At 70.8% G+C, this 12,738-nt stretch carries 11 protein-coding genes; 8 read left to right on the forward strand and 3 right to left on the reverse strand.

The annotated features are described in order from the left end of the window. Positions 1 to 44 precede the first annotated feature (44 nt). The 3 genes from J4E96_RS08535 to J4E96_RS08545 are packed head-to-tail and all read left to right on the forward strand — an operon-like array spanning position 45 to position 2,703. Positions 45 to 890 carry a DUF4097 family beta strand repeat-containing protein gene (locus tag J4E96_RS08535; RefSeq protein WP_227425326.1) on the forward strand — a complete coding sequence of 282 codons (846 nt, stop codon included), beginning with the start codon at positions 45 to 47 and terminating at the stop codon, positions 888 to 890. A gap of 32 nt (positions 891 to 922) precedes the next feature. Next, positions 923 to 1,867 (forward strand): ATP-binding cassette domain-containing protein, encoded by a 945-nt coding sequence (locus J4E96_RS08540; protein ID WP_227425327.1) that lies wholly within the window; start codon positions 923 to 925, stop codon positions 1,865 to 1,867. Further along, entirely contained in the window at positions 1,864 to 2,703 is an 840-nt protein-coding gene (locus J4E96_RS08545; protein ID WP_227425328.1) for an ABC transporter permease, read from the forward strand. The genes J4E96_RS08540 and J4E96_RS08545 overlap by 4 nt, the downstream gene beginning before the upstream one ends. Before the next feature lie 143 nt (positions 2,704 to 2,846). On the opposite strand, the gene J4E96_RS08550 is transcribed toward J4E96_RS08545, so the two are convergent. Beyond that, complete coding sequence (locus tag J4E96_RS08550) at positions 2,847 to 3,584, reverse strand: CPBP family intramembrane glutamic endopeptidase (RefSeq protein ID WP_227425329.1); 738 nt, start codon at positions 3,582 to 3,584, stop codon at positions 2,847 to 2,849. 45 nt (positions 3,585 to 3,629) lie between these two features. Further along, complete coding sequence (locus tag J4E96_RS08555) at positions 3,630 to 4,565, reverse strand: helix-turn-helix domain-containing protein (protein WP_227425330.1); 936 nt, start codon at positions 4,563 to 4,565, stop codon at positions 3,630 to 3,632. 279 nt (positions 4,566 to 4,844) lie between these two features. On the opposite strand from J4E96_RS08555, the gene J4E96_RS08560 reads away from it, so the two are divergent. Next, positions 4,845 to 5,744: an MBL fold metallo-hydrolase gene (locus J4E96_RS08560; protein WP_227425331.1), complete on the forward strand. Its 900-nt coding sequence runs from the start codon at positions 4,845 to 4,847 to the stop codon at positions 5,742 to 5,744. Positions 5,745 to 5,866: 122 nt separating this feature from the next. After that, entirely contained in the window at positions 5,867 to 7,501 is a 1,635-nt protein-coding gene (locus J4E96_RS08565; RefSeq protein WP_227425332.1) for a GH39 family glycosyl hydrolase, read from the forward strand. A 35-nt stretch (positions 7,502 to 7,536) separates the two neighbouring features. Here the strand turns inward: J4E96_RS08565 and J4E96_RS08570 are convergent, their stop codons facing one another. Next, positions 7,537 to 9,090 (reverse strand): HNH endonuclease signature motif containing protein, encoded by a 1,554-nt coding sequence (locus J4E96_RS08570; protein WP_227425333.1) that lies wholly within the window; start codon positions 9,088 to 9,090, stop codon positions 7,537 to 7,539. Positions 9,091 to 9,497: 407 nt separating this feature from the next. On the opposite strand from J4E96_RS08570, the gene J4E96_RS08575 reads away from it, so the two are divergent. The 3 genes from J4E96_RS08575 to J4E96_RS08585 all read left to right on the forward strand — a co-directional run bounded on the left by J4E96_RS08575 (position 9,498) and on the right by J4E96_RS08585 (position 12,647). Then, positions 9,498 to 10,745, forward strand: coding sequence for an ABC transporter substrate-binding protein (locus J4E96_RS08575; RefSeq protein ID WP_227425334.1), 1,248 nt, complete (start codon positions 9,498 to 9,500; stop codon positions 10,743 to 10,745). Positions 10,746 to 10,824: 79 nt separating this feature from the next. Next, positions 10,825 to 11,760, forward strand: a complete 936-nt coding sequence (locus tag J4E96_RS08580; protein ID WP_227425335.1) for a carbohydrate ABC transporter permease — start codon at positions 10,825 to 10,827, stop codon at positions 11,758 to 11,760. Beyond that, the gene (locus tag J4E96_RS08585; RefSeq protein WP_227425336.1) at positions 11,760 to 12,647 is read left to right on the forward strand and encodes a carbohydrate ABC transporter permease; all 888 of its coding nucleotides are present in this window, start codon (positions 11,760 to 11,762) and stop codon (positions 12,645 to 12,647) included. Before J4E96_RS08580 ends, J4E96_RS08585 begins: the two co-directional genes overlap by 1 nt. The last annotated feature ends 91 nt before the right edge of the window (positions 12,648 to 12,738 follow it).

The following is a 12,738-nucleotide window of genomic DNA, read 5'->3' on the forward strand; positions in this document are numbered from 1 at the left end:
CCGCGGGGTCGGACAAGCACGCTCACCGAGAGGAAGGCGCTCGCATGCCTACGTTCACCACTCCCTCCCTCATCGACCTGGCCATCAACCTCCAGGTCGGCGCGATCGAGGTCTACGCCAGCGACCGCGGCGACACGGTCGTCACCGTGTCGCCGACAAACCCGGACCGCGCGGTCGACCGTCGCGGCGCCGAGGAGACCAAGGTCGACTTCGACGGGCTCCGGCTGACCATCACCGGCCCGAAGGCCCGCTTCGCCGTCATCGGCCCCACCGAGTCCGTCGACCTCAAGATCGAGCTGCCGGCGGGGTCGCGGCTCACCGCCGAGGCCGCCATGGGCGGCGTGCGCACCGTCGGCCGCCTCGGCGCGACCCGCATCAAGTGCTCGATGGGTCCCGTCGACGTCGACGCCACCGGCGATCTCTGGATGCGCGCGGGGCACGGCAACGCGAGCGTCGCCGTCGCCGACGGTGGGCTCGAGATCACGGCCGACCACGGCCAGATCCGGGTCGGCTCGGTCACGGGGGACTCGATCCTCAAGGCGTCGCACGGGTCCATCCAGGTCGGCGAGTCGGGTGGCGACCTTGAGGCGAAGCTTTCGTACGGGGACCTCGAGATCACGAAGGCACTCGGTTCGGTCTCGGCGAACACCGCCTACGGCAGCATCTCGCTGCACGAGGTGTCCAGCGGCTCCATCCAGGTCGAGAGCGGCTACGGCCACGTCATCATCGGCGTGCGGCCCGGCGTCCCCGCCTGGCTCGACCTGTCCTCGAAGCGCGGCCGGGTGCGCAACGAGCTCGCCGGCGAGGGGGCGCCCGGCGCGTCCGAGCAGACAGTCATGGTGCGTGCCCGCCTCCAGGGCGGCGACGTCGACATCCGGCGGGCGCGATGAGCGCCCGCGACCTGCAGAAGGGAAACACTGAGATGACCAGCACAGCGATCGAGCTCCGCGGGCTGCGCAAGTCCTACGGCACGAAGGTCGTGCTCGACGACGTCGACCTCACCGTGCGCGCGGGCACCGTCACCGCGCTGCTCGGGCCGAACGGCGCCGGCAAGACGACGACCGTGCACATCCTGTCCACGCTCCTGCGGCCCGACGGCGGCGCCGCCCTGGTGAACGGGTGCGACGTCGTGCGCGATCCCGAGGGCGTGCGCGCGGTGATCGGCCTGACCGGCCAGTTCTCCGCCGTCGACAGCCTGCTCACCGGCGAGGAGAACCTGCTGCTGATGGCCCGGCTGCGTCACCTCGGGGGGAAGCGCTCGAGGACCCGAACGGCCGAGCTGCTCGAGCAGTTCGATCTCGTCGAGTCGGCCCGCAAGCCGCTCGCCACCTACTCCGGCGGGATGAAACGGCGCCTCGACCTCGCGATGACGCTCGTCGCGACCCCGAGCGTGCTCTTCCTCGACGAGCCCACCACGGGCCTGGACCCGCGCAGCCGCCACACCCTGTGGGACATCGTGCGAGGCCTGGTCGCGGACGGCACGACCGTGCTGCTCACCACGCAGAACCTCGCGGAGGCGGACGAGCTCGCGGACCGCATCGCGGTGCTCGACGGCGGCCGCATCGTCGCCGCCGGGACGCCGGACGAGCTCAAGCGGCTCGTGCCGGGCGGGCACCTCCGGCTCCGGTTCGCGGACCCGGCGACGCTCGACGACGCCGCGCGCCTGCTTGACGGGTCCATCCGCGACGACGCCGGGCTCGCGCTCACCGTGCCGAGCGACGGTGGGGTCCGGGCGCTGCGAGCCGTGCTGGACCGCCTCGACGCGGCCGACCTCGAGGTCGACGACCTCACCATCCACACCCCGGACCTCGATGACGTGTTCTTCGCGCTCACCGGCCGGGCCGACGCGAAGGAAGCGCAGTCATGACCACCCTCACCGCCGGGCGCCCGGCGCCCACCGGCACCCGCGGCCCGTCGCACGTCCTCGCCGACGCCATCACGATGCTGCGCCGCAACCTGCTGCACGTCGTGCGCTACCCCGGCCTGTCGATCTTCACGATCGGCGGACCGGTAGTGATCCTGGTGCTGCTCGTGTTCGTGTTCGGCGGCACGCTGGGGGCCGGCCTGCCCGGCGTCGACCCGGCCGTCACCGGTCGCGACGCCTACCTCGCATACGTGCTGCCGGGGATCCTGCTGATCACCATCGCCGGCACCGCGAGCGGCGCCTCGATCACCGTCGCGATGGACATGACCGAAGGGATCACGGCGCGGTTCCGCACCATGTCGATCTCGCGCGCGGCCGTCCTGGCCGGGCACGTGGTCGGCAACACGATCCAGGCGATCATCGCGGTCGCCCTGGTGCTCGGAGTCGGGATCCTCGCCGGCTTCCGCCCGACGGCCGGGCCGGCCGAGTGGGCCGGCGTCGCGGGCCTGATCGTGGCCATCTCGTTCGCGGTGAGCTGGGTCGGGGTGGCGATGGGGATGCAGTCGAAGACGGTCGAGACGGCGAGCAACCTCCCGCTACTGCTGTCCCTGCTGCCGATCCTCGGCAGCGGCTTCGTGCCGACCGAGTCGATGCCGGCCGGGATGCAGTGGTTCGCGGAGCACCAGCCGTTCACACCGTTCATCGAGGCGATCCGCGGGCTGCTGCTCGGCACGCCGCTCGGCTCGAACCTTCCGCTCGCGGTCGGGTGGTCCGTCGTGATCGCGGTCGCCGGGTACGCGTGGGCGATGGCGCTCTACGAGCGGAAGTCGGTGCGCTGAGCCGCGGCCGCCGCGAGGCCCGCGCCTCGAGTTCGCCATCTCGAGCCGAGAGCGCAGATTCAGTTCTGCGCTCTCGGCTCAGGATGGCGAACTCGCCGGCGATGCGCTGCTGCACCCACGCGCCGGGTGGCGAACCCGTCGGCTCAGCTCCCCAGTCGCCACGCGAGGAGGCCGAACAGCACGCCGAGGCTGTTCGTGGCCCAGTGCATGCCCATGCTGGCCAGCAGGCTCCCGCTGCGCCGGCGCAGCTCACCGGCCACCACCCCGCCGAGCGCGGTGAACCCGACCATGGCGACGACGACGAGCGCCTCCGCCCACGGTCCCGCGCCCCGCGCGCCGTCGGCGACGCCGGCGTTGGCCGTGGCGAGGTGCAGCGACGGCAGGATGTGCCACATCCCGAACAGCGCCGACGACACCAGCAGCACGCGCCACGCGGTGGCATGCCGGGCGAGCATCCCCCAGAGCACCGAGCGGAACGCGACCTCCTCGAGCAGGATCGTGCCGGCCGGGATGAGGACGAACGCGGACAGGAGCGCGCCGGGCACCCCGAGGTGGTAGCGGGTGTCGAGGAACGCGGGGCGGGTCAGCGGCCAGCACACCCCGACGAGGTACACCAGGCCGATGAGCGCGATCGCGCCGAGCCCCCACTGGAGGCCGGAGCGCAGCCGGTCCCGGTGCAGCCCGAGCTGGGACCAGCTCAGGCCGCTCCAGCGTGCGAACGCGAGGAGGGCGACCGCGGCGAGCGGGCCGAGCCAGAAGGCGTCGTCCAGCGCGTGCTGGGCGACATTGACCGTCGCGAGCGCCGCCACGACGACGGCGGTCGCCCGCCACCCGCGGCGCGCCACACCCCGCAGGGTGGGCTCGGGTGCGCAGGCGGTCACGCCTCCTTATCGGCGGCCACGGGCGTCAGTCAAGCGGATCGGGACTCAGTTCGTCGCGTGCGCGACGTTCGGCGCGCCGGTGCGGGTGGTGCGGGTGGTGCGGGTGGTTCCGGTGGCGCGGGCGGTGCGCACGATCTGCGCCAGGAGGGTGAGCGCCTCCGCCGACGGCGACCCGGCGGCGGCCGTGTGGGTGACGAGGGCCTGGTCGGGGTTCGTGGCGGACCGGAGCGTCTGCTGCGTCACCGTGAGCGTGCCGACCAGCGGGTGGTCGAGCTCGAAGACGGTCGCGGAGCACGCCTGCACGCGGTGGCTCGCCCAGAGGCAGGCGAACTCGGGGCTCGCGATGGTGAGGCCACCGATCATCGAGGCGAGGGCCGGGTCCGCGGGGTGCTGGGCCACCATGATGCGCAGGCTGCCGACGACCGTCCGGCTCTTCGTCCGCCAGTCGGTGTAGAGGCTGCGCGTGTGGGCGTCGAGGAACACGATCTCGGCCATGTTGGGCCGGGTCCGCGGTGTCAGCGGCGATTCGGCGTCCAGATGACCCGCGAGCAGCGCATGGCCGAGCGGGTTCCAGCGCAGGACGTCGCTGCGCCGGCCCAGGATCAGCGCCGGGACGTCGCCCAACGCGTCGACGAGCTCGGCCAGGGCGGGATCCGCCCGCTCGACCGGCTGCCGCCTGGCGGCGGGACGCCGGCCGTCGGACCGGGCGAGGCTGTGGATGTGGGCGCGCTCGGCGTCGTTGAGCCGTAGTGCGGTGGCGATCGAGTCGAGCACCTGGACGGAGGCGCTGCGCGACTGACCCTGCTCGAGGCGGGTGTAGTACGACGAGCTCACGCCGGCGAGCAGTGCGAGCTCCTCGCGGCGCAGCCCGGGCACCCGCCGTCGGTCGCCGTACAGCGTGACCCCGGCCTCCTGCGGCGTGATCCGGGCGCGCCGGGCCTGCAGGAACTCGCCGAGGGCCGTGGCGTCGGGTGGGGTCATGCCCACCAGTGTCGACTGTGCCGGCGGCCCGTGGGTACCCCTGCTGGGGGTAGTCACGGGCGGGGCTGGCTGGCCGTAGGGACGCGGGAGATCGTCGTCCCGGGACGACCCCCCGTCGCCCCGGACGACCTGTCGAGCTGAGAGCTGGCACCCCGAATGACCACCACCGCGACTTCCACCGCGACCTCTACCGCGACATCCGCCGTGACTTCCGCCGCGACCTCCACTGCGACCCCTACTGCGGCTTCCGCCGGGACCGCCGTCCTGACCTTCGGCGACGTGAGCGTCACCCGTGCCGTCGAGAGCGTCGGCAGCATCGGCATGACGCCCGAGCAGTTCTTCCCCGGGACGGACGCGTCCGCCTGGACCAGCCAGGAGGGTCTGCTCAGGCCCGACTTCCTCGAGTCCGACGCCGAGACCGTCATGGCGAGCACGGCCCGCGTGGCCATGCAGACCTGGATCCTGCGCAGCGGCGGCAAGACGATCCTGCTCGACACCGCCGTGGGCAACGACAAGGACCGGCCCGACGTCCCGAGCTGGTCGCACCTGACGACCGCGTTCCTCGAGCGCCTCGCCGCCGCGGGGGTCGCCCCCGACGACGTCGACATCGTGATCAACACCCACCTGCACGCCGATCACGTCGGCTGGAACACGCGGCTGGTCGACGGCGCCTGGGTGCCGACGTTTCCGAACGCCCAGTACCTGATGCCGGCGCAGGACCTCGCGTTCTGGGACCCGGCCACCGACAGCCAGACGATCATGGGGCCGGGCGCCCACGGGGTCTGGGCCGACAGCATCGCTCCGGTCATCGCGGCGGGCCAGGTCACGTCGTGGAGCGGCTCGCACCGCATCGACGACGCGCTGACGCTCGAGGCGGCCCCCGGCCACACCCCCGGGGCCTCGATCCTGCGCCTGGTCTCGGGCGGCGAGGTGGTGCTCTTCGTCGGTGACACCCTGCACAGCCCCGCGCAGGTGCAGGACGTCCACACCAGCAGCTGCTTCGACGAAGACTCCGCGCGCGCGAACGACACCCGGGAGCGCCTGTTCGCACAGGCCGCCGACCACGGGTGGCTCATCGTGCCGGCGCACTTCGGCGGGCACGGCGGATTCCGCATCGAGCGGTCTGGGGTCGGGTCCGGCTACGCGATCAGCGGCTGGGCGCCCCTGACCGCAGTCTGACCCGCGAGGGGCGAGCCCCGTGATACCTTCGGCGATCGAGAGATCGTTCTCTCGCCGGGCTCCGGTCGCCGAAGGTTTGCGGGCTGGCCGTCCTGGGTTGGCGCGAACGAGGACGTGACACGGTGAGCATCGACCAAGGTGCGCGGGCGCTGCTGACGATCGACGGCGACGCGCGCCGCGAGGCGGTCCTGCGGCACATCTGGAACGAGTGCGTGGGGGCCGGGCGCGCCAACGAGGCGCTGCGGGCCGACTGGCAGGAGCACTTCCGCGAGGCCGTGCAGCAGCTCGGCATGCGCTCCGTGCGCTTCCACGGTCTGTTCCACGACGACATGTTCGTGTATCGCGCGGCGCAGGGGAGCGGCTTCGGGTCGGACCGGAGCCTGGCCCAGCCGATCTACACGTTCAGCTACGTCGACAAGGTCTTCGACGCCATCCTCGCGCTCGGGGCGCGACCGTTCGTTGAGCTCGGCTTCATGCCGCGTGAGCTGGCGACCGAGACCGAGACGGTCTTCTGGTGGGGCGCCCACGCGAGCCCCCCGAAGGACATGGGCCGGTGGGCGGAGCTCGTCTCCGAGACCGTCAAACACTGGATCGAGCGCTACGGCATCGACGAGGTGCGCACCTGGCGGTTCGAGGTGTGGAACGAGCCGAACCTGGTGCCGCACTTCTGGACCGGAACCAAGACGCAGTACTTCGAGCTCTACGAGCACACGGTCCGGGCGATCAAGTCCATCGACAGGCAGCTCATGGTCGGCGGCCCGTCGACCAGCGTCTTCGTACCCGACGAGCGGTACGCCGGCGAGACGGAGGACCGCGCGGCGCAGGCGGGCACCGCGCAGGCGGTGGACGTCGACGCGCTCGACTGGCGGCCGGTCTGGATCGACGACTTCATCGACTGGTGCGCGACCCGGGACCTGCCGATCGACTTCATCACGACGCACCTGTACCCGACCGACTTCGCGTACGCGAGCAGCGGCGAGGCGCGCGCCATCAGTCGCTACGCCGACGCGACGTTCGACGACCTCACGCGGCTGCGCGCCCTGATCGCAGCGAGCGCGTTCCCGTCGGCCGAGCTTCACGTGACCGAGTGGTCGACGACGCCGTCGAGCCGGGACAGCGTCCACGACACCGTGTACGCCGCCACCTACATCGCGCGCGCGTACCTGCAGTGCGCCGCCCTGGCAGACTCGATCTCGTACTGGACCTTCACGGACGTGTTCGAGGAGGGCGGCGCGGGGATCGGACCCTTCCACGGCGGGTTCGGCGTCGTGAACGAGCAGGGCATCCACAAGCCGACCTTCCACGCGTTCGCGGCGCTGTCGCGTCTGGGGGACCGGATCCTGCTGGCCACCGGTCACGGGGTCATCACCCGGGCGAGCGAGACGGGAGCCGTGTCGGCCCTGTTCTTCAACTACCCGGACGAGATGAACGGACTGTCGGTCGGTCCGCACGACAGCTTCCCCGAGACCCGCGCCCTGAGCGCGAAGGGCCCGGCGCGGCGGGTGCGGCACATCGTCGAGGGCGTGGCACCGGGGGCGGTCTTCATCACCGAAACCGTCGACCTCGAGCATGGGAACGTCGCGGAGGAGTGGTTCCGGATGGGGTCGCCGGTGAACCTCACGCCGACGCAGACCCTGCACCTGCGGGCCGTCGCCGCCGACCTCGATCGCTGCCTGCTCACGGCCTCGGGCGACGGCGTGCTCGAGATCGACGTCGAGCTCGCGCCGTGGGCGGTCATGTCGATCGTGCAGGCGTGAACAGTCCCGGCGGCTAGCTCAGAGGGGTTCGCGGTTCAGAAGGGTGGGTCGTCGGGCTGGGGCGTGTGGAGCCAGGGCCGGTCGGGTGGCGGGGGTTCGGGGTTGACCTCGGTGGCCGGTCGCTTGTAGCGGTGTTTGGTGGGTGAGGTCCACCACGTGTCGCCGGTGGTGGTGTCGAGGTCGGGGTGCCAGCCGCCGTAGGTCTTGGCCCGGTGATGGTGGCGGCACAGCGAGTGCAGGTTCTCCGCGCAGGTTTGCCCGCCGAGGTCGGGGTGGTCGTGGTCGTAGGGGTCGCGGTGGTCCAGGTCGCACCGCCACGCCGGCATCCGACACCCGATGAACGTGCACGTTGTGTCCCGGGCCAGGACGGTGCCGGTCAGGTCGGCGCCGGGGCGGTACCCGCGCGGTCCGATCCCGGTCACGCACCCGGTGGCGGGGTCGGTGAAGATCCGCCGCCACGTCGCGTCCGCCGCGATCGCCCGCACCAGGTCTGCGGGGATCGGCCCGTACCCGGCCAGCTCCCCGGGCACCTCATCCAACCCCAACAACGTCGTCGCGGCGGCGGTCACCTGCAGGTGCGGGCGACGCCCCTGCTCCGTCTTCAGCGTCCCGCCAGCCTGACCCGCTGTCCCGGACCCCTGACCCGCTGTGCCCGGCAGTGCGGTGGTGGGGGCGATGCCGTTGTCGAGGATGTCGGTGCAGAGGTCGGTCAGGGCGTCCGCGCGCCGCGCCGCCACACCGCGCGGGTCGGCGGGGTCCGCGGACGCCGCGATGGCGTCGATCGCGGTGAACACCGTCATCGCATCCTTAGCGGGCAGGTACGCGGTCAACCACGCCATCACCCCCGGCGCCGGGCTGACCCGCACATACCTGTCCGCGGCGTCGCGGGCGTGCCGCTCGGCGACGGCGGCCGGGTTCACGGTCAGCTCGACCTTGCGCAGGCGCGCCTTCAACGCCGGCACCGTCAATCCCGGCGCGACCGGCAGCACCTTGTCCAGGACGACGGCGGCCGCGTCGTCGTCGAGGTGCCCGACCCCGTCGACCAGGGCGGTGGCCTTGCGGTGATCAATCACCCCAGATGCGAGCGCCTCATTCACCGCGGGCCACACCTGCAGCGAGGTCCCGAGGCTGACCTTCGCCTCCGCCACCGACCGGGACATCACCAGCACCGACGCGACCTCATCACCCACGAACTCACCCAACCGCTGCGCATCCCGGCGCCGGGCGAGCTCGGCGATCATCTCGCCCTGCCGCGCCGCAGCGAGCGAGGTGACGCGTTCCCAGGCGGCGATCGCCTCGATCAACACCGCATCATGCACCTCCGACGGGCACAGACCCTCAAGCAGGTCCACCAGCGGCGAGCCCGGCGCCTGCCCCATCAACGCGGCGGACAACGCGACCTGATCGATCGGCCCCGCGATGCAGGACCCCGCGGCCGCGGCCTGCGCCAACGCGGCCCCCGCCTCCGCAAACACCCGCCCGAGCAACAGCCCGAACGCCACATCCACTGAGACCGATGTGGCGCCCGCGACCGCCAGCCCGGCCCCCGCCGGGACCCCCGTCATCTCGTCATCGCTCGGTTCGAACATGTGTACAGACTAGGACGCACCACCCACACGCACCCCACCCCGCAACCGCCCTGTGCACACACGCACGAGCGGCGACGGCACCCGTGGAATCAGTCCTCTCGGTCCAGGCGCGCGGCGGCGCGGCGCCCACCCGCACCGACTCAGTCCGCCGGGACGATCGATCTCCGGTCCTAACGTGCGCGGCGGCGGCGGGCGTGGTGGATCGGTGGGCGGGTCGACCCCATCGATCTCGAGCCGATAACGTTTTCTGCCGAAGTCCTTGCCTTGGTGCCCTGCGGGGTTTAGCCTCGGGGCAAGAGAACGATCTCTCGCTCCGAGGCGATGGTGCCTCTGGAGACGCACGCGGCCCCCAGAGAAGAGGAACTGTCGTGACACAACGCAAGAGTGTGTCGTCCGTAGGTGCAGTCGTGGGCGTTTTGGCGCTGGCACTCGTGGCCGGGTGCGGATCGGGCGGTGGTGACGACTCTGCCGCCGCCGGCGACCCGAACGCTGAGTTCACGTTCTGGTCGTTCACCGGGATCGGCGCGAAGGACTCGGTCGACGAGTACCTCGCCAAGAACCCCGATGCCAAGGTCAAGCTCTCCGAGGTCGGCAGCACCACGGAGACCGCGACCGCGCTCACCGCGGCGCTGGCCGGCGGCGAGGTCCCGGACCTGGTGATGATCCAGGGTGACGACCTGCCCAAGTTCGTGGAGAACCCGGACAACTTCATCGACCTGCGGACCCTCGGCGGCGACGACCTGGCGGACGAGTACCTCGACTGGGCCGTCGGCGGCGCCACCGCCACCAACGGGTCGATCGTCGGCGTTCCCACCGACGTCGGCGGCCTGGGCCTGGCCTATCGGGCGGACCTGTTCGAGGCGGCGGGCCTGCCGTCCGACCCGACCGAGGTCGCGGCGGCGTGGTCCACGTGGGACGACTTCATCGCGATGGGCGAGACGTACACGGCCGCGACCGGCAAGCCGTTCGTCGACAACGTCGAGACCTCGGTGTTCTTCTCGACGGTCAACCAGGTCACCGAGAAGTACTACTCGGACGACGGCGAGATCATCTACGACACCAACCCGCAGGTGGCAGACGCGTTCGACGTCGCGGTGCAGACCTACGACGCCGGCATCAGCGCGAACATCGCCGCCTGGTCCTCCGGCTGGGACCCGGGAAAGGCGAACGGCTCGTTCGCGGTGACGGTCGCCCCGTCCTGGATCCTGTCCGGCATCAAGACCGCGGCCCCGGACACGGCGGGGGACTGGCGCGTGACCACCGTGCCCGGCGTCGGCGGCAACTGGGGTGGCAGCGTCATCGCGATCCCGGCCCGGGCGGAGCACCCCGAGGCGGCCTGGGAGTACATCAAGACCATGATGTCGGCCGAGGCGCAGACCGAGCACTTCCAGAGCACCGGCACCCTGCCGGCCGCGAAGGAAGCGCTCACGAGCGAGGCGGTGCTCAGCTACACGGACGAGTTCTTCGGCAACTCGGCGCTCGGACAGGTGATGAGCGACTCGGTGCTCGATTTCAACGCCTACTACAACGGCCCGGACACCAGCGCCATCGGCGCCGGGCTCCTCAACGCGCTCGTCGACATGCAGAACGGCAATGTCGCCCCGGACGACGCGTGGGACAAGGGCGTGCAGAACGTCAAGGATGCACTGGGCTGATCGGCTGAGCGGTGGCCCGGCGCGAGCGCCGGGCCACCACGGACGGAGGTACAACGTGTCAGTAGCAGCACCGGTCAGCATGCGCGGTAACCGTCAGCAGAAATCCCAGCGGCCGACCAAGGTCAAGAGCAGCCTTCCCGAACGCATCGCGCCATATGCGTACGTCGCGCCGTTCTTCATCATCTTCGGCATCTTCGGCCTGTTTCCCCTGGTCTTCACGTTCTACGTCGCGCTGTTCGACTGGAACCCGATCGGGGCCCACACCTTCATCGGGCTCGCGAACTTCGAGCGACTCGTGCAGGACTCCCGCTTCTGGAACGCGCTGGTCAACACGTTCGGGATCTTCATCATCTCGACGGTCCCGCAGCTGATCCTGGCGCTCGGGCTGGCCCAGCTGCTCAACCACGCACGGCTGCGGTGGGCCAACTTCTTCCGCATGTCCATGATGCTTCCGTACATCACGTCCGTGGCCGCGACGGCCCTCGTCTTCGGCCAGATCTTCGACTACAACTTCGGGCTCATCAACTGGGTGCTCGGGCTGGTCAACATCGATCCGATCAACTTCCTCGCCTCGCGGGTCGGCTCGTGGTTCGAGATCTCGGCGATGGTGATGTGGCGGTGGTTCGGGTACAACACGCTGCTCTACCTCGCCGGCCTCCAGGCGATACCGCGAGAGATGTACGAGGCGGCGTCGGTCGACGGCGCCAACGGGTGGCAGCAGTTCTGGCGCCTGACGATCCCGTCGCTGCGTCCGGTCATCATCTTCACCGTGGTCATGTCGACCATCGGCGGCCTGCAGATCTTCACCGAGCCGCTGCTCGTCTCGCCCGAGTCGGGCCTGACCTGCGGGGCCGGGCGGCAGTGCCAGACCCTCGCGCTGTTCCTCTACGAACAGGGCTTCGGTCAGTTCGACTTCGGGTACGGCTCGGCGATCGGGGTGGCCCTGTTCGTCATCGTCGTCGTCGCCGCACTCATCAACTTCTTCCTGACCACCCGCACGCGAGGGGCGAACTGATGGCCGGCGTGACCGCAGTCCTGGCGAGCACGGTGCCGCCCGTCGCGCGACGCAACCGGGGAGGGCGCCTCGGCAGGGTCCGGTGGTACGTCTACGTGCTCCTGGGTCTCGCCGTGATCGTGTGCGCCTTCCCGCTGTACTACATGCTGGTCGTCGCGACCGTGGGCGCCTCGGCGGTGACGTCGACGCCGCCGCGCCTGTACCCGGGCACGAACATCGTCGACGTCGCGCGCGCGGTGTTCGACACGGTGCCGTTCTTCCGTTCGCTGCTGAACAGCGCCTTCGTGTCGCTGACCGTGGCCGCGGTGTCCGTCATCCTGTGCGCCCTGGCGGGCTTCGCGTTCGCGAAGCTGCAGTTCCGCGGCCGCGACGCCCTGTTCATCCTGGTGCTCTTGACGATGACGGTGCCCGCGCAGCTCAGCGTCATCCCGCAGTACCTGATCATCTCCTGGCTGGGCTGGGTCGACTCCCTCCAAGCGATCATCGTGCCGGGCCTGGCCAGCGCGTTCGGCATCTTCTGGATGCGGCAGCACATGTCCAGCACGGTCACCGACGAGCTCATCCACGCGGCCAAGATCGACGGGTGCAGCAGCTGGCAGCTGTTCTGGCGCATCGCGTTCCCGGTGGTGCGCCCGGCGGCCTTCGTGCTCGGGCTGATCACGTTCACGGCGGTCTGGAACGACTTCATGTGGCCGTTCATCGTGCTGAAGTCGCCGGAGCTGTTCACCGTGCAGATCGCGCTGAAGCAGCTGCAGGCGAACAGGTCGGTCGACGTCGCGCTGGCGTTGGGCGGTTCGTTCTTCGCGACCCTGCCGCTGCTGATCGCCTTCGTCTTCACCGGCAAGCAGATGGTCTCCGGGATCATGGACGGAGCCTTTAAGGGGTGACTCAGCCGTTGAGGGCTGACGGAGCCTTGCGGGGCTGACGCGACCGCCCCGCCGCCGCCGTGATGGCGGCGGCGGGGCGTTGCCGCGTCCA

The sequence above is a fragment of the Pengzhenrongella sicca genome, assembly GCF_017569225.1.
Lineage (GTDB): Bacteria > Actinomycetota > Actinomycetes > Actinomycetales > Cellulomonadaceae > Pengzhenrongella > Pengzhenrongella sicca.

Bases quoted from the DNA above. Each gene is read 5' to 3' on its own strand.
- J4E96_RS08570 (WP_227425333.1), bottom strand. From the start codon at position 9,090: ATGTTCGAACCGAGCGATGACGAGATGACGGGGGTCCCGGCGGGGGCC.
- J4E96_RS08535 (WP_227425326.1), top strand. From the start codon at position 45: ATGCCTACGTTCACCACTCCCTCCCTCATCGACCTGGCCATCAACCTC.
- J4E96_RS08585 (WP_227425336.1), top strand. From the start codon at position 11,760: ATGGCCGGCGTGACCGCAGTCCTGGCGAGCACGGTGCCGCCCGTCGCG.
- J4E96_RS08540 (WP_227425327.1), top strand. From the start codon at position 923: ATGACCAGCACAGCGATCGAGCTCCGCGGGCTGCGCAAGTCCTACGGC.
- J4E96_RS08555 (WP_227425330.1), bottom strand. From the start codon at position 4,565: ATGACCCCACCCGACGCCACGGCCCTCGGCGAGTTCCTGCAGGCCCGG.
- J4E96_RS08580 (WP_227425335.1), top strand. From the start codon at position 10,825: ATGCGCGGTAACCGTCAGCAGAAATCCCAGCGGCCGACCAAGGTCAAG.
- J4E96_RS08545 (WP_227425328.1), top strand. From the start codon at position 1,864: ATGACCACCCTCACCGCCGGGCGCCCGGCGCCCACCGGCACCCGCGGC.